This is a genomic window from Thermoplasmatales archaeon (genome assembly GCA_014361245.1).
Lineage (GTDB): Archaea > Thermoplasmatota > E2 > UBA202 > JdFR-43 > JACIWB01.
In genome coordinates, this window is sequence record JACIWB010000005.1 from 1 (window position 1) to 21,033 (window position 21,033).

Genomic DNA, 21,033 nt, shown 5'->3' on the forward strand with positions numbered 1-21,033 from the left:
AAAATCCTTGCATTTGTGATACCATTTTCTTACTGCTTCATATGAAAATATTTCAAAATCTCTCAGAATTTTGCTGGTTTTTCTGTAGGATAGTCCAGCAAAATATAGAAGAATAGTCAGTGCCTTTATTTTCCAATCTTTTCCTCAAACCATTTTCACTTTATATTTTTCTTAAGTTGACGGTGTCAATTTAAAAAAGGTAAAATTTTTAAATAGATAATATATTCCAACTCACGAATTTTAAAAGGGAGAACTTGAAGTATACAAGATTCGAAAAAGCAAGAATAATAGGAGCAAGGGCATTGCAGATAGCGATGGGCGCACCCCTACTTATAAAAATATCGGATGATGTTATAGACCCCCTCCAACTTGCTCTTATGGAATTTGAGAAAGGAGTTATTCCAATAACTGTAAGGAGAAAAGGAAAACTTATAAAAGGACCTGTAGTATAAGGTGATAGCATGGAAGAGAAAAAATTACTCATTCCAGAGGAAACATATATTTCATGTGGCGTGGAAATAGGCACCCAGCAAAAAACAGAGCATATGAGACCATTTATTGCAAGGGTAAGAAATGACGGTCTATATCTAATAGATATAGAGGAGACAGATAAAAGAATAAGATATGCCGCTAAATTGCTTGCAAGATATGACCCAAAGAAAGTTGCGGTCGTTGCTATAAGGGTATATGCACACAAACCAATAAAAATGCTTTCAGATATATGTGGTTTTGAGGCAATGCCCGGGAGATTTCCGCCAGGCACATTTACAAATCCGAATTCAGAAGATTATAAAGAAGTGGATATACTTCTTTTGAATGATCCAATAGGAGATAAGCAGGCAATGAATGAAGCAATAAAGGTTGGATTACCAATCGTAGCACTTTGTGATACCAACAATGAAACAAGTTTTGTTGATCTTGTTATCCCCGTGAATAATAAAGGAAGAAAATCTCTTGCATTAACCTACTGGCTACTTACAAGGGAAATATTGAAGGCAAGAGGGGATATAAAGAGCGATAATGAATTCCAATACAGGATAGAGGATTTCGAAGCTGAACTATAATTATTCACCTAGCATAATTTCTTCATATTCTTTTAAATATTTTATTGATCTTTTAACATCAACAAATAATCTCTCCGCCTCTTTTATATCTTCAATACATATTCTATCTCTCTTTTTGTTGCTTGCGATATATGAAGAAGGGGTTATGAGTTGCAGTGCATAGCGAAGCGATGCTCTGCTTCCTGTTTCGGTCAGATATTCAAGGGCTTCCTTTTCAATATTTACCTTCTCCTCTTCAATTCTTATTTCCAGTATTTTTTTAATTTCTTCCCTGCTATAATTTTTTGTCGTTATTATAAGCAATCTATCTATTAAATCAACAGGAATTCCATGAGGGGATTTTAAGTCAGTTCCTCTTATTCTTGAAATTCCTCTATTGGATGCAAGAATTATTATAGGGGCAAGCTCCGATTCCATTGCTCTGTTTAAAAATGCAAATGTCTCTATATCAAGCATATGGACCTCATCTATAAAAAGCACGCCAGGAATTATTTCAGCTTTTCCTGAATCAACCCATTCCTTAACTGTCTCATCCACTTCCTGCCTTGTTTCATTTGTTATTTCTTCCTTTCCACCAAAAAACAGGGAAAAGAAGCCTCTTCTGGTGGATGCAACATCCAAATCATATAAAGATACAACATAAACAAATTCCTTTTCCTTTGCTATGCTTCCCTCTGGAATTTCAACAGCTTCCTTTAATGATAAGTCAACATCTTCCTTTTTTGTTTTACCTATTTTTACAATTCTCCCGCTATCAGCATCAATCTGAATAATGTCCCCTGTCTCCACTCCCTGCTGTATAAGATTATTTGCAAATAGCTCATCTACTTTAAACTGCTTTTCCTCATCTTTGGTTCGAAGCTTTATTATCGCTGATTTTGGAATCTGCTGGTAAGGATTATAAGGATGCTGGACTTTTTGAATATCAATAAATGTTACCTCTCCTTCATATATCTTTCTCATTTCATGAACTCTCACACCTATTGCTTTCCTCATTGCCTGCATCAAAAACTCCGTCTTTTTCATTTCCAGTGAATATATCTCAGAACCAGAAATCGAGACAAAAGGCACATCCTTTCCAAGTTCTTTTGCAATCCCAAGAGCAATCGCCGTCTTGCCTGTGCCAGGCGGACCCGCAAGCAGCACAGCCCTTCCAGCAAATTTTCCATTTTTTACCATTTCGACAATTATACCAGCTGCCTCTCTTGCCTCCTTTTGTCCGACAAGTCCGTCCGCTCCATCCACTGCCTTCATGTTTTCGAGACCAAGCCCTTTTACATGCGAATGAGTGCCTATTCTCTCAAATATTCTCTCCTCCATGCTTGTTTAATCCAAAAAATTTTTAAAATTTTCTGTTACTCTTTTTATACTCTTCATCCTCTTTGTCTGTGGTTCGCTAATTTTTTTACAAGCAAACTTTTATAAATAGTTTTGTTTATCATCATGGCAAATTTCCCTGAAGCAGAAGCAAGATTGCTTAACAAGCTCGTATGTATGAAATGCAATGCAAAAAATCCTTTAAAGGCGGAGAGATGCAGGAAATGTGGTTCAACCAGACTCAGGCTAAAATCAAAGGAGAGGGGTAAAGGAGCAGCCGGCGGCAAGGCATAGAAACAAATTTAATATATTTCTTTTTTATCCTTATGGAAGTTTTGTTTCCTTATGGGAAGGGTAAGCTTGGAATTGATATTCCAGATAAAAATATTATTAAGGTTGTTGAGGCAAGAGAAATAAGAGCAGAAAATGAAGGCGAGATAATAGAAAAAGGGCTGGATTTTGAAACTCTTAAGAAATTCACGGGTAAAATAGCGATTGTTGTTGATGACAAAACTCGCCCCTGTCCCACAAAAAAAATTCTTCCGTATTTGCTGGATGAAATTAAAGGAGAAATAAAGATAATTTTTGCGACAGGAACGCATGAAGCGGTTAATGAAAAGGAAGCATATGAACTGCTTGGAGATATAGCAAATAATTATGAATGGGTAAGCCACAGCCAGAATGCTGATTTTGTTGATGTTGGGGAGACAAAATTTGGGACTCCATTGCTTCTAAATAAGGACTTTATGAAAGCTGATGTTAAAATTTTACTCGGGGATATAGAATACCATTACTTTGCTGGATATGGAGGGGGAAGAAAAAGTGTTTTGCCAGGTGTGGCTTCTGAGAAAACAATTGAAATAAATCATAAGAGGATGTTTCATGAAAATTCAAGATTTGGTATGCTGGATGGAAATCCTGTTAGCGATGATATGGAAAATGCAGCAGATATTGCGGGAGTAGATTTCTGCTTCAATGTAGTTATGAACAGCAGGCATGAAATAGTTGGGGCATTTTCTGGGGAGCATAAAAAAGTTTTAAGGGAAGGAGCAAAGATGGTTGATAAAATGTATAAAGTGGAAGTTGATGGCAAAGCTGATGCCGCAATAATTGCAGCTGATGGGCATCCGCATGATATAAATCTTTATCAGGCAATGAAAGCGATTCAAACCGTTGTTGATGTTGTAAAGGAAGGGGGAAGCATATTTTTAATAGCTGAATGTAGCGAGGGGCATGGAAGCAAGAAGTTTTATGATGAAATCGGAAAATATAAAAATAGCAATGAAGTAAAGGAAGATTTGCTTAAAAAATTCATTATGGGAAAGCACAAGGTTTATTACATGCTTAAAGCATGCGAAAAATTCAAAATTTATATGGTAACAAAAATGAGCGAGGAAATGGTATCTCATTTCAGGATGAAAAAAATAGAAGAAAATGAAATCATGGAAAATATATATAAAAATCATGGTAAGGATGCAAAAATTCTTGTTTCACCACATGCTTCAACAACTCTTGCAACTCTAAAGCAAAATAATTAAATTTTAATTTTTATTCAATTTTATGATTGAAATAGAAATAGAGAAGCCACCCGAGATAAATTTTATTTTGGGGCAAACACACTTTATAAAGAGTGTAGAAGATTTATATGAAGCAATGATGCATGTTCCAAATGCAAAATTTGGAATAGCATTTTGCGAAGCCTCTGGAAAATGTCTTATAAGATATGATGGAAATGATGAAGAAATGATAAATCTTGCAGTAAAAAATGCAGAGAAAATTTCAGCGGGACATACTTTCATAATTTTCATGAAAAACTGCTATCCAATAAATGTGCTAAATTCAATAAAAAATATTCCAGAAGTATGCAGGATATACTGTGCAACAGCAAATCCAACAAAAATTTTAATTCATGAAACAGAAATTGAAGGCGAAAAAGGAAGGGCAATAATTGGAGTTGTTGATGGATTTAAGAGCAAGGGAGTGGAGAAGGAGAATGATAAAAAGGAAAGAATTGAACTTTTAAGGAAGATAGGGTATAAGAAATGATTTCTTTTCCTGTATAAATTTTTCAACCATTTTAGCAAATTCCTTGAAAGGAGTTGTCCTTCCAAATATTATCTTTGCTCCTACTCTCTTGAGCTCTTCAGCCCATTTTGTCCCAAACCATGCAGTATAGCCCCATATAACTGCTTCTGGATCAATTTCAAGAATTTTTTCAGTTGCCCTTATTCCTTCCATTTTAATCTTATCAATCTTTGTATCATCTTTCCCAGAAAGGTTTAAGTCCATTATAACAAGAGAAGGTTTCTCTCCTTTTAGGAACAACTCTTTATACAACTTTATTCCTTCTGTTGCAGAAAATGCACTTATAATTTCAACATCTCTTATTCTGCTTAAATAACTTTTAAGTATTTCATGTATATCTGGCTCATCATCCACAATAAGTATTTTATTCAACTATCTCACCTCTCTGTGTTACATTTTTAATAACCTTTTCTATTCTTTCAAGAGCTTTAATCGCCTTCTCTATCTTATCTTTTCCATCTTCCTCTTTTGCAAGCTCTAAATATCCTTTTGCTATAACAAGCGGATTGAAGAAATAGTGCGCCGCCCTGGCTTTAAAATCCATTTCCCTTTCAAGCGCCTCCTTAACTCTTTCAATTGCTTTCACTTTCGCTATGCCCCCCGCCAGCTCCTCGCTCACTGCTTCAAGCAATCTTATTTTGTTTTCCGTCAGTGGCTTCTCTTGTGTTCCCATCACCTGAATTATGCCATGAATTTCATTTTTTGTTTTCAAGGGCAAGGTTAGCAGTTCTTTCATTTTATATTTTTTGTATAAATTTAGGTTGTAGGAAAGTGGCTTATAATTTTGGAGATTTTTTATATATCTTTTTTTCATTGTTAGAAATGATTTCACTGCTTCCCTTTTCTTATCATTCAGACTATACTCAACTATATTTCTTTCCAAAAATTCTTCTGGATAATTAAGATATGCAATTGGTATCAATGAATTTCTTTCTTTTTCATAAATAAATATGTTTCCATATTCAATATCAATTATATCAAGCAAGTTTTTAAGGAAGTTTTTGCATAAATCCTCCAACCTGTCGCTTTCATTAACACATTTTCCTATATAATAGTGCAAATCAGATAGCTTTTTTATTTCCTCCTCCGCCTCTCTTTTTTCGCTTACATCTCTCAATATACCCATAACTTTTACTTCTTCTCCAGCTCCTATTTCAACTGTTGTTGTTTCTACAATCCTCACTTTATTATCCTTTCTAACAATTCTGAATTCATATCTGCTCGGTATCTTCTTTCCTCTTATTCTTGCCATTTCTCTTTCCTTAATCAATTTTTTATCTTCTTCATATATAAGCTTCCAGAAACTGAAATCCTTGCTCAGCAATTCTTCCTTGCTATAGCCAGTTAATTTTTCAAAAGCGGGATTAACATATTGAAATCCAGATGGAGTTATAATATAAATTGCATCGCTTGCACTTTCAACAACACTGCGATACTTCTTTTCACTTTCTTCAAGAGCAATCAATGTTTTTATTTCTTCTGTCAAATCTCTTACAACCCCAAGCACAGCATATTTTCCTTCATAAGTAATTACATTTACACGAAATTCACATTCCCTTACATCTCCATTCTTTGTTAAAACTTTTGCTGAATAAAAGTTAGGGACTTCCTCACCTTTAGCCCTCTTTATTCCATATTCCCTTACCCTTTCTCTATCATCGGGATGAATTAACTGATATATGTCATCTATGCTCAGCAATTCTTCCTTGGTATAGCCAGTAAGCTGGCAAACTCTATCATTTACAAATAAAAATTTATTTCCAGCATAAATATAAATTGCATCGCTGCTATTTTCAACAATTGTGCGATATTTTCTTTCACTTTCAATAAGTGCCTTATTCATTTCCTTTATTTTTGTTATTTCCTTGGCAATGTGAATAATCTTATCAACTTTTCCTTCTCTCATAACCGGAGAAACTGTAACTATGAACTCACCTTGGACAGCACTCATCTCCATTGATTTTATTTCTGGCTTTGATGATATAAGCAAATCTACCATCGGACATTTTTCAGCTGGCTTCCTGCTGGAGTGGAAAATTTCATAACATTTTTTGCCAATAATTTCCTCTTTTCTCTTATTTAAAAGATTTAGGGCAGAAATATTTGCATCAAGAATTGTATGGTCGGGAGCAAGTATAAGGGAGGGGTCTGTTATTGAATTGAAAATTTTTTCCCATTCTTCCTTTGCATCCGTCAATGCCTTCTCTTTCTCCATCAACTCCGTTATATCTTCTGCAATTCCTTCATAATAAATAGTTTTTCCTTCCTTATCTCTCACCGCAATGGCACTTTCTCTAACCCAAACAATTTTTCCGTCTCTCCTCTTCCATGCAGATATTCCTCTAAAATATCCATCTTTTTCTATCTGCTCTATAAATTTTTTCCTTTCATAACCCGGCTCATAATGTCTCTCATTTTTTAAATCTCTTTTCATCAATTCTTCCACGCTTTCATAACCAAGCATTTTTGCAAGGAAAGGATTTGCAATCAATATTTTTCCATCAGGAGTTGTTCTGTATATGCCAACGCTTGCATTTTCAAAAATTTTCCTGAATTTTTCCTCACTTTCTTTAAGAGCAATCTTTGCCCTCGTCTCCTCAGTTATATCTATCTGGAAGCCCCAAGCCCCGTAAATTTTTCCGTCCTTAACAATTCCAATTAAGGAATTTGAAAAGTATCTTTCCTCTCCCTCTTTGTTTATTTCATGGGAAATCCCTCCATATATTTTGAAACCATTTCTTATTGCCTGCCTTAAATACTCTCTATTCTCCTCACTGGCGGGCATGAATTCTGAAACCATTGCTCCAATAATCTCCTCCTTCCTTGCCCCAAGCATTCTTGCATATGCATCATTGCATTCAACGCATCTTGCTTTAAATGCTTCCTCTATTATTTCTTCTTCAGGTAAGGAAATATCCAATGGCTTTTCAAGCATGTAACAAAATACCCCAATTTCTGCATTGTTTAAAAAATAAGAAAATCTTTCCTCCTTCTCCCTTAATCTCTCCTCCATCTCCTTCTTTTCAGTTATATCTCTTATAATTCCTTCGTATCCTATCAATTTTCCCTTTTCATCCCTTACTTCGTGACTTGTTTCAAGAACAATCAATTTTTTTCCGTCCTTCCTTTTTATCTCAACTTCATAATCTTTAATATATCCTTTTTTAGCAACTTCTTCCATAATTTTCTCTCTCTCGCCCGGATTATAGTAAAAATCCTTTGCAATATCTATCTTAGAAAGCTCTTCCTTGCTTTCATAGCCGAGCAATTTTAAAGCAGCCTCATTTGCATCAATAAATTTCCCTTCAACTGTACTTGCAAGTATTGCATCCTTTGTTCTTTCAAACAAACGCTTGTATTTCTCTTCCGCCCTCCTTGTTTTTGTTATATCTGTTATTATTCCGAGAAGAGCTGGCTTTTTTTCATATTCTATAATTCCTCCCGTTCCAACAGCCCAATATGTTTTTCCATCCTTAGCAACATATCTGAATTCCGGCACGCTTATCGCTTTTCCTTCAATTATATCTTTTATTGCATCCTCGACTTTTTTTCTGTCTTCTTCATGAACAACAGATAAATAACCAATCCTATTTAATTCATCTATATCATATCCAACAGCCTCTATAAAAGCTCGATTTGCAAATTTTATCTCTCCATCCTGCAAAATAAATATTCCACTGCTGGATTTTTCAGCAATTGTTTTATAAATCTCTTCTTTCTCTTTTAATCTTTCCTCCGCCCTCTTTCTTTCAAAAGATTCCATCAAATTAACTACAAATTCAGCTACTGAAACAATAAAATTTTTTTCCTCAATACTCCATTCTCTAAAAGAATTATGCTCATGGCATATAACTCCAATAAGTTTTCCATTCTTTCTTAAAGCAATGTCCATCATTGATACAATTCCAAATTCTTTCAAATATTCAGCATATTCACTTGTTCTTTCATCCTTCATTGCATCGCTTGCATCTATCAATATGCTCTTTTCAAATGCTTCAAAATATCTTGGATAATTCTCAGCTTTTAGCACAATTCCTCTTTCATGAGAATTTTTACTCAGAGTATATAAGTCATAGCAGACAAGCTCCTTTTTATTTTCATCATAAAACCATAAACTAACTCTCTCCACACCAAGCGTTTTTGAAACAATTTCATTTATTCTTTTTACAGCAGAATCAAAATCTGGAAAAGGAGTTTTAAGCAAATCAAGAAGCACTTTCTTGTATTCAATATCTTTCCTTATCCTGCTCACTCTTTCCATGGCAATTTTTATCGAAAAGGGCAACCTTCTCAAGCTATCCTTAATTACATAGTCATCTAGCCCGTGCTTCATTGCCTCAATTACAACATCCTCGAAAATGCCTGAAAGAACCATTATTACAGGAACAAATTCCTTTCTCTTTTTAACTTCCCTTAAAACTCTTATTCCACTTCCCCATGGAATTTCATAATCAGTTATTACTACATCATATTCCCTATCAACAATTTCATAAAATTTTCTCTCGCTATATACCTCAAAAAATTCATCATTTGGAAAATAATTTTTAAGATAATCAACTATTTTTTTCATCTCCTCCCCGCTGGCAACAACAATAAATCTCATTAAAATAAAAACTTTTTATATATTTAAATATAGCTTTTTTCCGATTTTCGCAAAGAAAATCCTTATATATAAAATTATTTTTATAGGTGATGAAATTAAGTATAATTTTGGTATTTATATGTGCTTTTTTAGTTATACCATTTGCAAGAGCAATAGATACAGATAAGGATGGAATAAGTGACGAGGATGAATTATCCTATGCAAAAGAATTTGCTCCAATACTTTATTTTGAGAAAGGTGAAGAAGTTTATCCAGTTGCTGTTGAATACCACATAAAAAACTCGAATTTGAATAAAAGCGTTGATGGAGAAAATATTTTAGTTGATTCAAATCCTTCAGCTGAAAATCTTTCAAAATATAAAAATCCAGATGAAAACTATTATCTTGACAACAGAAAAGGAAGCATAGATGATAACGGAATAATAGAGGATTACATAAATGAAATGGAAGAGCTCGGCTACGCTGTTTATGCGAGAGTTACTCCTTCTGGAAGCAACATAGTAATACAATACTGGTTCTTCTATGCCTTCAATAAAGGTCCTCTCAACATACATGAAGGCGACTGGGAAATGGTTCAATTAATAATTGACCCCTCGTCTCAGCCAACCTACGCAATGTACAGCCAGCACAACGGCGGGCAGAAGGCGGAATGGAAAGATGTTGAAAAAGATGGAAATCACATTAAAGTATATGTTGCAAGAGGAAGCCATGCAAATTATTTCATGTATTATCAGGGTAAAACGGGGCTTGCAAATGATGCAGTGGGCAAGAATGGAAAAATAATTTATCCAGATGATTATAATTTGGTGATATTATGGGAGAAAGGAAATCATATAAGCCAGCAAAACTGGATTGATTTTGCTGGAAGATGGGGAGAATTTGGAAGTGCAGAAGATGAATTGAGGGGAAAGAGAGGTCCATATGGTCCAGCTTATAGAGAAAATGGAGAAATGTGGAATAAACCAGTTGAATGGGGAGAAAGTTTATCATCTCTCAGTCCTTTAATGCTAAAACTTGACTGGTTTTTCTATAACTTTGTTCTTATATTCATGTTGCTAACAGTTTTATCCCTATTAATTATTTTATTCTCCATTTATCGCAGATATAAAAAGACCGGAAAGAAATCATTATTCTTCCTTTCCATAGATGGTATGAATGCAAAAAGTATTGGAAATATTCTCTGTATATTGGGAATAGTTATTGCTTTTCTCTCTCTTTTATTCCCATGGTATAGTGTTTTTGTAGATATTCAAGCTGGTTCATATAAAACCCCTGGTATGGTAAAAATAATCTCAATAGATGGAATGGAAGGAATAAAGTTAAACCTGATGGAGAAAAATAGTGGCTTAGTTCAATTCTTTTCATTTCCAATACCATTTTCATATGTAATTGGAATAGGATTGTTCCTTTTCATCCTTGGCTTTATTGGAATAATTGAAAGCAGAAAAGCTGGTAGAAAATATATTTCGAGAGGGATAAAGTTAATGGTTCCTTTTATTCTAATAATAGCTGTTGCAATTTTAATTTCAAGAATTCCTTCAATGCAGAGCATTCCCTATCAGGACGATATAAAAGAAATTATGGAGAAAATATCATCCTCGCCATTAAAAGGAGATGAAAATCTTTTACTTCCAAATTATGGAAGTTTGCATCTTAAATGGGGAATTGATATTGGGGCAATAATGCTTCTCATTTCTGGAATTATTCTTATTATTGCTGGAATTATTGAAATAAAAGCAAAAGAGGAAGTCAAATAATCTTCTTTATTTCCTCAAAAAGCTCATCCACGCTTTCAAAATTTTTTATTCCAACATCCCAGCTTTTAAGCCCATAAACTGGCTTTCCATGTTGCAAAGCCAATGCAATTTCTGAAAGAGTTCCATATTTTCCATCTATTGCTATAACAATGTCCCCGTTCATTACCACAAGAACATTTCTTGCATATCCCATTCCAGTTAATATAACATAGTCAAGATATTTATTCCCATCACTTCTATCGTTTCCAGGAAGAATTCCTATTGTAATCCCTCCTTTTTCCTTTGCTCCCTTGCAAACTGCCTCCATTACTCCCCCTCGCCCGCCAGTAATAAGCACCGCTCCCATTTCCGCTATCCTGCGCCCTACTTCAACAGCCATCTCATATATTTCTTCGCTACAATTCTCTCCTCCTACAACACTCACATACATGTGGATAAAAAAATTTATGGAGATAAACTTTACTCGCAAGATTAATATATCCACCACTATTACCCCTTCATGTATGAAATTCGCTTCCATGGAAGAGGTGGGCAGGGCGCCAGGATGGCCGCAGAAGCTTTTGCCCTTGCTGCCTTTTTAGAAGGAGATTATGCAGTTAGCTTCCCCTTTTTCGGAGCAGAGCGAAGGGGGGCGCCGGTGAGGGCATTTACAAGGGTTGATGATAAGAAAATAAGGATAAAGACGCAGGTTTATGAGCCAGATTATGTGGTAGTTTTGGATGAGACGCTTGTCGAAACGGAAGATGTTCTTGAAGGGCTTAAAGAGGATGGAATTGTTATAATAAACACTGCAAGGAAGCCAGAAGAAGTTAAGCTTTCAAGGGAAGTAAGATGTGCGACTGTTGATGCAACAAGCATTGCTCTTGAAATCCTTGGAAGGCCAATAACAAATACTGCTATTCTTGGAGCTATAGCAAAGGCAACTGGTAGGGTTAGTATAGATGCAATAGAAAAGGCAATAATAGAAAAGTTTGGTGGAAAGTTGGGACAGGAAGCTGGGAAAAAGAATGCAAATGCAGCAAGAGTTGCTTATGAGAAAACTCTTGTTGGCTTATCTCAATCAGGCAAAGAATTTATACCTCGCAAAAAATGGTTGCCAGGCGTTGATGAAATGCCGATTGGAGGAGCAACTTCTTCGCTAACCACACCAGCTGGCAGGGTTGGAATTGGCTCATTTTTGGAAAACAAGACGGGCGACTGGCGAACCTTCTTGCCAGTGATAGATGAAGAAAAATGCATTGGATGTCAGTTCTGCTGGTTTTATTGTCCAGAGGGATGCATCTCAATGAAGGATGGAAAGGCAAAAGTTGATTATGATTATTGCAAAGGTTGCGGGATATGTGCAAATGAATGCCCCGCAAAAGCAATTTCGATGCAGAGAGAGGTGAGAACATGATTAAAAAGCTTGAGAGGAAAAAAATGGTTGTAACCGGTGACTATGCAAGCGCTTATGGGGCTTTGCTTTGCGATGTTGATGTTGTAGCAGCATATCCTATAACACCTCAAACTCTTATAGTTGAGGAATTCTCGAATTTTGTTAACGATGGAATAACTGATGCAGAGCTGATTATGGTTGAATCAGAGCATTCAGCAATGAGTGCATGCATTGCGGCTCAGGCATGTGGAGTAAGAACCTTTACCGCTACTTCTTCGCAGGGGCTTGCATTAATGCATGAAATGCTTTTTATTGCCTCCGCTTTAAGGCTCCCGATTGTAATGCCAGTTGTTAATCGTACCCTTGCTGCCCCCATCGGAATATGGTGCGAGCACAATGACAGCATGCCGGAGCGCGATGCAGGCTGGCTCCAGATGAGCTGCGAGGATAACCAAGAAGTTCTTGATATGATAATAATGGCTTATAAAATAGGGGAAAGAAAGGATGTTTTATTGCCAGTGATGCCATGCCTTGATGCCTTTATATTAAGTCATACTGTTGAGCCAGTTGATGCTCCATCAAGCGATGAGGTTGCTGAATTCCTTCCAAAATATAATCCATATGCAGAACTTGACCCAGAAAAGCCGATGGCAATAGGAACATTTACTCCGCCAGAATACATACAGGAGTTAAGATATCAGCAGCATGTTGCAATGGAAAGGGCAAAAAAGGCAATAAAAGAAGTTACAGAAGAATTTTATAAAAAATTTGGCAGGAATTACTATGGCCTTGTTGAAGAATATAGATGCGATGATGCAGACTATATCCTAGTTACAAATGGAACCGTAACAGGCACAGCCCGTGAAGTTGTTGATGAATTGCGAAATAAGGGAAAGAAAGTAGGGCTTTTAAAGTTGCGCTTCTACCGCCCGTTTCCAGCTGAAGAACTTCGCAAAGTTGCTGAAAATGCTGAAGCAATTGGAATATATGATAGAGCAATTTCCTATGGTGTTGGAGGTCCTCTTTTCATCGAGGCAAGAAATGCTCTCTATGGCTATACATTGCCAGTTTATAACTTCCTTGCTGGTTTGGGAGGGAGGGATGTAACAAAGAAGGATGTTGAGAAAATGTTTGAAATAATGATGGAAAAAAGGAAAGGAGAAATATATTGGCTTAATACAAGAGGGGTGAAAATATGAATATTAAAGATCTGCCAGAAGAAAGCTTATTTACGCCAGGCCACACTGCTTGCGCTGGCTGCGCCGCTCCTGCAATAGTAAGGAATATGATGAAGATATTTGGGAAGGATACAATTGTTTATACTCCAGCAAATTGTCTGCTTGTTTTCAGTGGGACATATCCTCATTTAGCATGGAAGGTGCCATATTTGCATGAGGCATTTGAAAATACAGCTGCATGCCTCTCTGGAATTGCAAGAGCATACAAGAAGAAAGGGAAGAAGGTGATTGCTGTTGGATTTGCAGGAGATGGAGGAACTTACGATATTGGAATACAGGCTTTATCTGGAGCTGCTGAAAGGAATGAGGATGTTATATATGTTTGCTATGACAATGAGGCATATATGAATACGGGCATACAGCGAAGTGGAGCAACTCCTTACGGAGCAGATACTACAACAACTCCTGCTGGAAGAAAAATTCTTGGAAAGTTAGAGCATAAGAAGGATATGGCGGAAATAATGAGAGCTCATGAAGTGCCATATGTTGCAACAATGAGCATTTCTCATCAGAAGGATTTCATTGAAAAAACAAAGAAAGCAAAAGAAATAAGTGGCTTCCGCTACCTTCATGTTCTTTCACCATGCCCAACTGGATGGAGGTTTGATCCTTCAAAAAGCATAGAAATGGCAAGGAAAGCGGTTGAAAGCGGGATGTGGACACTATATGAAGCGGAATATGGTGAGATAACAAACATCTACAAGCCGAAGAAAAAAATACCAGTTGAGGAATACATAAAGGGGCAGGGGCGCTTCCGCCACCTCACGCCCGAAATGATCAAGGCGCTTCAGGATTGGGTTGATAGGAAATGGAAAAAACTTTATGGCGAGTTACCGCAATAGCAGCGTTTTGCGTTTTAATTTTTCCAAACCTTTCTTTTTCCAATGAGAGCAATAAAGTTGAGGAAGTTATATATCTTTTGAATGAAGAAATGCTTCGCAACTATACTGAGGCAATAATTTCATTTGGGGCAAGGGTTACTGGAAGCGATGCTTGTAATAAATGTGCTGAATATATCTATGAAAAATTCTCCTCTTTTGGACTGAATGCAACAATCTATAACTGGACTGATTTTTCTGGTTTCAGAAATTATGAGGGAATGAATGTTGAAGGAACTTTGCCTGGAGATGAAAAAGTAATCATTTTCAATGCACATTTTGATAGCGTTGAAAATACTATCGGAGCGGATGATAATGCTGCTGGAGTGGCTGCATTGCTTGCTATTGCTGAAGTTATAAGCAAATTCGAATTTAATCATACAATAAAGTTTGTTGCCTTCTCTGGAGAGGAGCAGGGCTTGCTAGGAAGCAATGAATATGCAAGAAATGCATATGAAAGAGATGATTTTATAATTGTTGAAATGAATGCAGATATGATTGCCCATGCAGATGGAGAAAATGGTTCAAAATTCAGAATTTATGCAACTGAAGATGCTGACTGGATAACTGGAAAAATAAAGGAAATAAATGCAAATTATCTGAATTTTCAGCTTATAACTGGAAACATAAGCAGGAAATTTGGAGGAAGCGATTATCATTCATTTGCAAAATATGGGTTTGAGGCAATTGCATTTTTTGAATATGAATGGAATCCTTACATGCATCAACCAGAAGATAACTTAAGCAATGTCAATTTCACCTATTTATTAAAAACATCCCGCCTGATAGCGGCCACGCTCGCATGGCTTGCGGATGCTGAAATTGAAAAACCCTATTTCTCAATTTTATCTCCTCAAAGAGGGAAAATTTATTTTAATGAAAAAGAGGTATATGAACTTAAAAATGAAAAAATTTTTGCTTTTGGAAAAATTTGTTTAAGCTTATCTCCAAGAACAGAGGCGGAAAAATTTGAAGTTTATCTTGACAATAAAACACTTCATGTATTCAATGAGCCACCATATGAAATTGAGGTGGACAGATTCTCTTTTGGTAAGCATGAATTAAAAATAATTGCATATAATAAGGACAAATCTTCAACAGATTGGATTGAATTCTACTGGCTTAATTTAGGAATGAAATAATAAATTAACTCTTTTTTAAATCTTTCCAGCTTAAAATCATTTTTTTTGCAATTTTCGCTTCATCCACTCTTTTAACTGGCATATTTTGAGGAGCATTTTTTAGAATTTCAGATGGTTCCTTTATAATTTTTTCAATTGCATTGCTGAAATTGTCAAGTGTTTCTTTTGTTGCATCTTCAGTTGGTTCAATCATCATTGCTTCCTCAACAATAAGGGGGAAATAAACTGTTGGCGGATGAAAGCCATAATCAAGCAATCTCTTTGCAACATCCATTGCTCTTATATTTAAATTTTTTGTAGAAACAACAAATTCATGCATTCTTCGCCCGTAGAAAGGCACTTCAACTCCAGCTTTCCTCAATTTTTCCATTAAATAATTTGAATTAAGAACAGCTTTTTTGCTAACTTCTTCAAGTTTCTTCCCTTTCATAGTTATATATGCATATGCTTTAAGCAAAACAGAAAAATTTCCATAAAAATAACTCACCTTCCCTATTGAATCAGGCATTTCATAATCAAAAAAATATTTTCCATTTTTCTCCCTTACTCTCGGAACAGGTAGAAATCTTTCAAGAAAACTTTTCACTCCAACTGGCCCGCTTCCAGGTCCTCCTCCTCCATGAGGTGTTGCAAATGTTTTGTGCAAGTTTAGATGGACTATATCAAATCCCATTATTGCTGGGTTTGTTATTCCCATTATTGCATTTAAGTTTGCCCCATCATAGTAAAGCAAAGCTCCTTTTTTCTTAACCTCTCTCGCTATTTCAACTATATTCTTTTCAAATATTCCAAGCGTATTTGGATTTGTGAGCATGAAAACAGCGGTATCATCACTCAAAACACTTCTTAATGCTTCCATGTCCACCATTCCCTGCTTTGAAGGTATTTCAATAACATCAAACCCCGCCATTTTAGCAGATGCTGGATTTGTTCCATGGGCGGAATCTGGCACAATAACCTCTTTCCTTCTCTCACCTTTCTTTTCAAAATATGCTCTTGCAATCAGCAACCCAGTGAGCTCGCCATGCGCCCCCGCGCAAGGCTGCAGGGTAAAGGCATCCATTCCAGTTATCTCGCAAAGCATTTTTTCAAGCTTGTAAATTATCTCCAGGCAACCCTGAATATTTTTTTCGCTCTGCAGAGGATGAACATAATTTATTTTTTCGTTTCTTGCAATTTTTTCAAGAATTCTTGGATTATATTTCATTGTGCATGAGCCAAGAGGATAAAAGCCAGTATCAACTCCGTAATTCATCTGACTTAAATGAATAAAATGCCTTATAACTTCCCTTTCTGCAAGATTTGGTATGTTCAGTTCCTTCCTCTCAATTCCTTCAATTTTTTCCTCCTCCCGCTCCTCAATTTCTATCAGAAGTTTTTCATCATATCTTGCCATCATTCTCTATAACCTCTTTCATTTTTTCAATGCATTCATCAATCAAGTTTTTGCTATGCATTTCAGTAACTCCAAATAAAATTCCATTTCTGACATATTCATCTATTATAAGCCCGCTTTCAATCCCTTTTTCAAGAAGCTTTGAATTGAATATCTTTGCATTCATTGGGCATATTGAAACAAATTCATTGAAGAATTTTCTTTTAAAAGGTAATTTAAATCCTATTTTCTCGAGTTTTTTTGCCATATATTGAGCGTTCTCCATATTTTTAATTGCAATTTTCCTCAACCCATCTCTTCCAAGAATTGAAACATATGCAAGAAAAGATATGCAGAGCAATGCTTCGTTTGAACATATATTGCTTGTTGCCTTTCCACGCCTTATATGTTGCTCCCTTGTTTGCAATGTCATGCTGAAACATAATTTTTCCTCATCATTTGCTCCTATAATCTTTCCTGGCATTTGTCTCACGAATTCTTTTCTGCAGGCAAATATCCCAAGCATTGGTCCCCCAAAATTCATATGATTTCCCAGATATCCATTTCCTATAACAATATCCGCCCCATAGAATGAGGGGGGATTGAAAATTGCAAGGTAAAGAGGATCAACCCCGACAATAAGCAACGCATCATTTTTTTCCTTCATCTCAAGAATTTCCTTATACCTATCATCTATTATCCCAAAAAAATTTGGATTCTCAATATATATTGCATCCGCCTGTCCGCCATCAATTTCAACAAGCCCTTCTTCATTATATTTTTTTTCAATAATTTCTATGCCCGCTCCCTTAACATAGTTTTTCAGCACACTCTTCTTGTGCCAGAATATATTTGAAGGAATAATAACCTTCTTTCTCCCTTTTATCCTTTCCGCCATCAGGCAGGCTTCGCCGAGAGCGGTTGCGGCATCATACATTGATATATTTGCGGCATCCATTCCAGTGAGTTCGCATACAACAGATTGATATTCAAAGAGTGCTTGAAGCAGTCCTTGGGATGCTTCTGGCTGGTAGGGTGTGTAGGAAGTATAAAATTCTTCCCTGCTAACTATTTCTTCCACAGCTGGCGGAATATAATGTGGCTTTATTATTGGAAGAAAGGACAAAACTTCAAAAAATGATTTATTTTTCTCCAAAATTTTTTTTATTTCTTCCTCAACCTCCATCTCTTCTTTTGGCTCTGGTAAGTTCAGCCCCCTTCTTATTTCCTTTGGTATATCTTCAAAAAGCTCTTCAATGCTTTTTATTCCAATAAAATCAAGCATTTTCTTCATTGTTTTTTGAATTCAGTATAACCACAATTACCGCAACTTATCCTATTTTTGTGCTCCGCCATAAAAACGCCGGGCCCGCATTTCGGGCATTCTTTCCTTTTCCTCACTATTTTACCATCCTTCACTTCATATATCTCTCTTTTATTCATTTTTTCTCCTCCTTCTTTTCTTCTTTCTTCTTTTTCTCTTCCTTTATTCCAAGGTTCCTTGCAATTATATATGATGGCTCTATCTTTCTTGCATCTGCCTCTGATGGATAAATCTTTGCATATACCTTTGCCCTATTTTCTCCATATTTTTGCTTTATATACTGCAAAACAACAAATCCGTCTCTGCCAATAGCATTTTTTATTTCCTCCTTTATTTTTTGTCTCTCAGGTGTTTTTCCTTCATATCTCAGATTGCATTTAATTTCTTCCCTTTTAAACAGCTTATTTTCCTTCCTTTCTTCTATCTCTATATCCATTCTATCCCTCCAGATTTTTCAGGAATTTTTCAACTTTATCGCGCTCCTTTCTTCCAACATTTACAACAACCATACCCTTAGATGGCATTCCATATATAACTGTTGTGTTATCTGGAGCAAGATATATGGCTGGCAAAGCAGCCAGATCTTCTTCGCCATCTACTTCTATCAATACTTTTTTATTCTCAATGTATGCAGTTGCTATTGCATTCCATAACTCACGGGTTATTTTGCTTGCAGGATTTTTAACCTTTATAATTTTTTCCGCAGAAAAATCTTTTCTTTCATATTCTTTCCTTTCAATTCTGTAATCAACTACTGCTATATCTGGTTTTATTCCTTCTTTTTCAAGCGACATTGTTACCATATCTCCCACACTCACTATCTTTCCCTTCAAATTTTCTTTCCTTATTTTCTTTGTAATTTTTCCCAATGGTTTTCTCAACTCTTCCTTTTTCTCATCTGGCACAATATACATCATCTAACCTTCAGGGCATATTTTCCAGGAGCTTTGACCCCTACTTTCTGAGCAATTTTTGAATTATTTACATCCACTATTATCATATATCCCTGCCATTCATCGCTCGTCGCCTCTGAGCAGAAAGGGCATATATTTTTGTTTGTAAGAACATGACATTTTCTGCACGCCTTCATTTTTTCTCCTCCTTCTTTTGCTTCTGCCACTCCTCCTTTCCAAGGCCGGGCTGGCGGGCGGTTAAGCCAATTTTGCTTTCTCTTGGATTCATTTCATTTAGTGAGACAGTAACTATTCTTGCTCTTATCTTGTCTCCTACCTTCAAAACATTCTTTGTATCCTTCCCCTCTATCCTCTTATTATCTACATCTATAATCACTCTATCATTCATTATCTGGCTTTTATGCAGAAGGGCATCAAGTGGGCCAATATGACAGAAGGCTCCAAACTCAACAATATCTGAAACTATCGCATCAACTACTTCATGCAATTCTGGTTTGAAGGTTATTGCATCAAAAGTAACTTTTTGATATATTCCACCATCCCCGTGAAGAATGTAACCTTCTCCCTTTCTTTTTACATTTTTTGTAACGAGTATTAAACCATACTCTTTATCCATTGTTCCTTCAAATGTTTCCTGAACAATTTTTGCAACAACCTCTTCCAAGTCATGGCTTAGATGAGTTGGAGGAATTCTTATTGTGTTCTCTATTGTTGTTTCATAATACATGCTCCGAAATATAGAATTGCTTATAAATATTATTGGTTTTTTAATCGTGTGGCTCGAAAAATTAAATGAAAATAAAATTTCTCTTAGTCTGGAAAGAATGGAAAAATTTATCATAGATAGAGGAAAAACAAAATATAAATGTATTCATGTGGGTGGAACAAATGGAAAAGGAAGCGTTTGCCATTTTATTTATAACATTTTGAGAGAAGATCATAAGGTTGGCTTATATACATCCCCTCATCTTGAAAGATTAAATGAAAGAATAGTTATAGATGGAATTGAAATAAGCAACGATGAAATAGAAAAATATAAATATTTGACCAGATACAATTTTACATATTTTGAAGCCCTCACTGCAATTGCAATAGAGCATTTTGAAAATAGAGATGTGGATTATGGAGTTTTTGAAGTAGGGCTCGGCGGCAGGCTGGATGCTACGAATGTTATAGAGCCAGAAATAAGCATAATTACAAATGTGTCGCTTGAGCATGAAAATTTTCTTGGAAAGGATATTGTTTCCATAGCAAGGGAAAAGGCAGGGATTATAAAAAATTCCCCTGTTGTTACTGCATGCAAAGGAGAAGCTCTTGAATTAATAAAAAATGTTGCGGAAGAAAAAAATGTTGAGCTATATGTAGTTGGCAGAGATGTTAAATGGGAAAAAATTGGAAATAAATTTTTAATTGATGCAGATGAAAAATATTCTGTTGAAACAAAAATGCAGGGGATTTTTCAGGGAGAAAACATAGCAATAGCAATAAAAGCTGGAGAGCTGTTAGGTATTGATAAGGAAAAAATAATTGATGGAATAAAGAAAACATTTTTGCCAGGAAGAATGGAAAAAATAGGCAATTTTATTCTTGATGGATGCCACAATCCAGCTGCGATAGAAGCTTTCTCAAAATCTATTGTTGATTACAATAAGCTAATAATAATTTTTGGAGCAATGAGAGATAAGAACATTCCAGAAATGATTAAAAGATTACCAAAAGCAAGAGCTTACATCGCAACGAAATCAAGCAGCGAGCGGGCCATGCCAGCGGGCGAAATAGCAGGCGTTGGCGCAAAAAATGGAGTTAGTTTTATTGTTAAGGAAGAAGTCGGGGAAGCAATTTCTTTTGCAGAAGAAATCGCAAATAAAAATGAAGTTATTTGCATAATTGGAAGTTTATATTTAGTTGGAGAAGCAAGGAAAATCATGAGAGAAAAAAATTATTTATAGCGAAAAATAATT

22 protein-coding genes are annotated in these 21,033 nt (G+C 35.7%); 11 read left to right on the forward strand and 11 right to left on the reverse strand.

Annotated elements, in window-relative coordinates:
- The first annotated feature begins 254 nt into the window (after nucleotides 1-254).
- Together H5T45_01655 and H5T45_01660 are read left to right on the forward strand one after the other, a co-directional pair.
- A complete protein-coding gene (locus H5T45_01655; GenBank protein MBC7128421.1) occupies nucleotides 255-452 on the forward strand; it encodes a DNA-directed RNA polymerase subunit K in 198 nt (65 codons plus the stop codon).
- Between the two features lie 9 nt (nucleotides 453-461).
- Nucleotides 462-1,064, forward strand: coding sequence for a 30S ribosomal protein S2 (locus tag H5T45_01660; GenBank protein ID MBC7128422.1), 603 nt, complete (start codon nucleotides 462-464; stop codon nucleotides 1,062-1,064).
- On the opposite strand, the gene H5T45_01665 is transcribed toward H5T45_01660, so the two are convergent.
- Nucleotides 1,065-2,384, reverse strand: coding sequence for a RuvB-like helicase (locus H5T45_01665; protein MBC7128423.1), 1,320 nt, complete (start codon nucleotides 2,382-2,384; stop codon nucleotides 1,065-1,067).
- A 123-nt stretch (nucleotides 2,385-2,507) separates the two neighbouring features.
- On the opposite strand from H5T45_01665, the gene H5T45_01670 reads away from it, so the two are divergent.
- Genes H5T45_01670 through H5T45_01680 form a run of 3 tightly spaced genes read left to right on the forward strand, consistent with a single transcriptional unit; the run spans nucleotide 2,508 to nucleotide 4,427 of the window.
- The gene (locus H5T45_01670; GenBank protein MBC7128424.1) at nucleotides 2,508-2,675 is read left to right on the forward strand and encodes a 50S ribosomal protein L40e; all 168 of its coding nucleotides are present in this window, start codon (nucleotides 2,508-2,510) and stop codon (nucleotides 2,673-2,675) included.
- Between the two features lie 32 nt (nucleotides 2,676-2,707).
- Nucleotides 2,708-3,919, forward strand: a complete 1,212-nt coding sequence (larA, locus tag H5T45_01675) for a nickel-dependent lactate racemase (GenBank protein MBC7128425.1) — start codon at nucleotides 2,708-2,710, stop codon at nucleotides 3,917-3,919.
- 22 nt (nucleotides 3,920-3,941) lie between these two features.
- Entirely contained in the window at nucleotides 3,942-4,427 is a 486-nt protein-coding gene (locus H5T45_01680) for an adenosine-specific kinase (GenBank protein MBC7128426.1), read from the forward strand.
- Here the strand turns inward: H5T45_01680 and H5T45_01685 are convergent.
- Complete coding sequence (locus H5T45_01685) at nucleotides 4,401-4,838, reverse strand: response regulator (GenBank protein ID MBC7128427.1); 438 nt, start codon at nucleotides 4,836-4,838, stop codon at nucleotides 4,401-4,403. The two genes, H5T45_01680 and H5T45_01685, sit on opposite strands and share 27 nt — an antisense overlap.
- On the reverse strand, nucleotides 4,831-9,069 hold the full coding sequence (locus H5T45_01690; protein MBC7128428.1) for an MEKHLA domain-containing protein: 4,239 nt from the start codon (nucleotides 9,067-9,069) through the stop codon (nucleotides 4,831-4,833). Before H5T45_01690 ends, H5T45_01685 begins: the two co-directional genes overlap by 8 nt.
- An 89-nt stretch (nucleotides 9,070-9,158) precedes the next feature.
- Here H5T45_01690 and H5T45_01695 point away from each other — a divergent pair, with 89 nt between their 5' ends.
- Complete coding sequence (locus H5T45_01695; GenBank protein MBC7128429.1) at nucleotides 9,159-10,826, forward strand: Vps62-related protein; 1,668 nt, start codon at nucleotides 9,159-9,161, stop codon at nucleotides 10,824-10,826.
- Here H5T45_01695 and H5T45_01700 read toward each other — a convergent pair.
- A complete protein-coding gene (locus tag H5T45_01700; protein MBC7128430.1) occupies nucleotides 10,819-11,256 on the reverse strand; it encodes a TIGR00725 family protein in 438 nt (145 codons plus the stop codon). The two genes, H5T45_01695 and H5T45_01700, sit on opposite strands and share 8 nt — an antisense overlap.
- Nucleotides 11,257-11,325: 69 nt before the next feature.
- Between H5T45_01700 and H5T45_01705 the strand changes: the two genes are divergently transcribed.
- From H5T45_01705 to H5T45_01720, 4 genes are read left to right on the forward strand one after another with little or no spacing between them, the layout of a single operon-like run.
- A complete protein-coding gene (locus H5T45_01705; GenBank protein MBC7128431.1) occupies nucleotides 11,326-12,222 on the forward strand; it encodes a pyruvate ferredoxin oxidoreductase subunit gamma in 897 nt (298 codons plus the stop codon).
- 23 nt (nucleotides 12,223-12,245) lie between these two features.
- Entirely contained in the window at nucleotides 12,246-13,400 is a 1,155-nt protein-coding gene (gene porA / locus H5T45_01710) for a pyruvate ferredoxin oxidoreductase (GenBank protein ID MBC7128432.1), read from the forward strand.
- Nucleotides 13,397-14,281, forward strand: a complete 885-nt coding sequence (locus tag H5T45_01715; GenBank protein ID MBC7128433.1) for a pyruvate synthase subunit beta — start codon at nucleotides 13,397-13,399, stop codon at nucleotides 14,279-14,281. Before porA ends, H5T45_01715 begins: the two co-directional genes overlap by 4 nt.
- Nucleotides 14,248-15,459: a M20/M25/M40 family metallo-hydrolase gene (locus tag H5T45_01720; protein ID MBC7128434.1), complete on the forward strand. Its 1,212-nt coding sequence runs from the start codon at nucleotides 14,248-14,250 to the stop codon at nucleotides 15,457-15,459. Before H5T45_01715 ends, H5T45_01720 begins: the two co-directional genes overlap by 34 nt.
- Before the next feature lie 4 nt (nucleotides 15,460-15,463).
- Here the strand turns inward: H5T45_01720 and gcvPB are convergent, their stop codons facing one another.
- Genes gcvPB through H5T45_01755 form a run of 7 tightly spaced genes read right to left on the reverse strand, consistent with a single transcriptional unit; the run spans nucleotide 15,464 to nucleotide 19,799 of the window.
- A complete protein-coding gene (gene gcvPB, locus H5T45_01725; protein ID MBC7128435.1) occupies nucleotides 15,464-16,855 on the reverse strand; it encodes an aminomethyl-transferring glycine dehydrogenase subunit GcvPB in 1,392 nt (463 codons plus the stop codon).
- Nucleotides 16,842-18,140 (reverse strand): aminomethyl-transferring glycine dehydrogenase subunit GcvPA, encoded by a 1,299-nt coding sequence (gene gcvPA, locus H5T45_01730; protein ID MBC7128436.1) that lies wholly within the window; start codon nucleotides 18,138-18,140, stop codon nucleotides 16,842-16,844. Before gcvPA ends, gcvPB begins: the two co-directional genes overlap by 14 nt.
- Nucleotides 18,125-18,277: a 30S ribosomal protein S27ae gene (locus H5T45_01735; protein ID MBC7128437.1), complete on the reverse strand. Its 153-nt coding sequence runs from the start codon at nucleotides 18,275-18,277 to the stop codon at nucleotides 18,125-18,127. The genes gcvPA and H5T45_01735 overlap by 16 nt, the downstream gene beginning before the upstream one ends.
- A complete protein-coding gene (locus tag H5T45_01740; protein ID MBC7128438.1) occupies nucleotides 18,274-18,594 on the reverse strand; it encodes a hypothetical protein in 321 nt (106 codons plus the stop codon). The genes H5T45_01735 and H5T45_01740 overlap by 4 nt, the downstream gene beginning before the upstream one ends.
- Before the next feature lies 1 nt (nucleotide 18,595).
- Nucleotides 18,596-19,072, reverse strand: coding sequence for a DUF359 domain-containing protein (locus H5T45_01745; protein MBC7128439.1), 477 nt, complete (start codon nucleotides 19,070-19,072; stop codon nucleotides 18,596-18,598).
- Complete coding sequence (locus H5T45_01750) at nucleotides 19,072-19,248, reverse strand: transcription elongation factor Spt4 (protein ID MBC7128440.1); 177 nt, start codon at nucleotides 19,246-19,248, stop codon at nucleotides 19,072-19,074. Before H5T45_01750 ends, H5T45_01745 begins: the two co-directional genes overlap by 1 nt.
- Complete coding sequence (locus H5T45_01755; protein ID MBC7128441.1) at nucleotides 19,245-19,799, reverse strand: DNA-directed RNA polymerase; 555 nt, start codon at nucleotides 19,797-19,799, stop codon at nucleotides 19,245-19,247. The genes H5T45_01750 and H5T45_01755 overlap by 4 nt, the downstream gene beginning before the upstream one ends.
- On the opposite strand from H5T45_01755, the gene H5T45_01760 reads away from it, so the two are divergent.
- Nucleotides 19,798-21,021 (forward strand): bifunctional folylpolyglutamate synthase/dihydrofolate synthase, encoded by a 1,224-nt coding sequence (locus H5T45_01760; protein MBC7128442.1) that lies wholly within the window; start codon nucleotides 19,798-19,800, stop codon nucleotides 21,019-21,021. The two genes, H5T45_01755 and H5T45_01760, sit on opposite strands and share 2 nt — an antisense overlap.
- The last annotated feature ends 12 nt before the right edge of the window (nucleotides 21,022-21,033 follow it).

Coding starts and splice junctions, on each gene's coding strand:
- H5T45_01660 (MBC7128422.1), top strand. CDS start 462: ATGGAAGAGAAAAAATTACTCATTCCAGAGGAAACATATATTTCATGT.
- H5T45_01665 (MBC7128423.1), bottom strand. CDS start 2,384: ATGGAGGAGAGAATATTTGAGAGAATAGGCACTCATTCGCATGTAAAA.
- H5T45_01670 (MBC7128424.1), top strand. CDS start 2,508: ATGGCAAATTTCCCTGAAGCAGAAGCAAGATTGCTTAACAAGCTCGTA.
- larA (MBC7128425.1), top strand. CDS start 2,708: ATGGAAGTTTTGTTTCCTTATGGGAAGGGTAAGCTTGGAATTGATATT.
- H5T45_01680 (MBC7128426.1), top strand. CDS start 3,942: ATGATTGAAATAGAAATAGAGAAGCCACCCGAGATAAATTTTATTTTG.
- H5T45_01690 (MBC7128428.1), bottom strand. CDS start 9,069: ATGAGATTTATTGTTGTTGCCAGCGGGGAGGAGATGAAAAAAATAGTT.
- H5T45_01695 (MBC7128429.1), top strand. CDS start 9,159: ATGAAATTAAGTATAATTTTGGTATTTATATGTGCTTTTTTAGTTATA.
- H5T45_01700 (MBC7128430.1), bottom strand. CDS start 11,256: ATGTATGTGAGTGTTGTAGGAGGAGAGAATTGTAGCGAAGAAATATAT.
- H5T45_01705 (MBC7128431.1), top strand. CDS start 11,326: ATGTATGAAATTCGCTTCCATGGAAGAGGTGGGCAGGGCGCCAGGATG.
- porA (MBC7128432.1), top strand. CDS start 12,246: ATGGTTGTAACCGGTGACTATGCAAGCGCTTATGGGGCTTTGCTTTGC.
- H5T45_01715 (MBC7128433.1), top strand. CDS start 13,397: ATGAATATTAAAGATCTGCCAGAAGAAAGCTTATTTACGCCAGGCCAC.
- H5T45_01720 (MBC7128434.1), top strand. CDS start 14,248: ATGGAAAAAACTTTATGGCGAGTTACCGCAATAGCAGCGTTTTGCGTT.
- gcvPB (MBC7128435.1), bottom strand. CDS start 16,855: ATGGCAAGATATGATGAAAAACTTCTGATAGAAATTGAGGAGCGGGAG.
- H5T45_01735 (MBC7128437.1), bottom strand. CDS start 18,277: ATGAATAAAAGAGAGATATATGAAGTGAAGGATGGTAAAATAGTGAGG.
- H5T45_01740 (MBC7128438.1), bottom strand. CDS start 18,594: ATGGATATAGAGATAGAAGAAAGGAAGGAAAATAAGCTGTTTAAAAGG.
- H5T45_01745 (MBC7128439.1), bottom strand. CDS start 19,072: ATGTATATTGTGCCAGATGAGAAAAAGGAAGAGTTGAGAAAACCATTG.
- H5T45_01750 (MBC7128440.1), bottom strand. CDS start 19,248: ATGAAGGCGTGCAGAAAATGTCATGTTCTTACAAACAAAAATATATGC.
- H5T45_01760 (MBC7128442.1), top strand. CDS start 19,798: ATGCTCCGAAATATAGAATTGCTTATAAATATTATTGGTTTTTTAATC.
- H5T45_01755 (MBC7128441.1), bottom strand. CDS start 19,799: ATGTATTATGAAACAACAATAGAGAACACAATAAGAATTCCTCCAACT.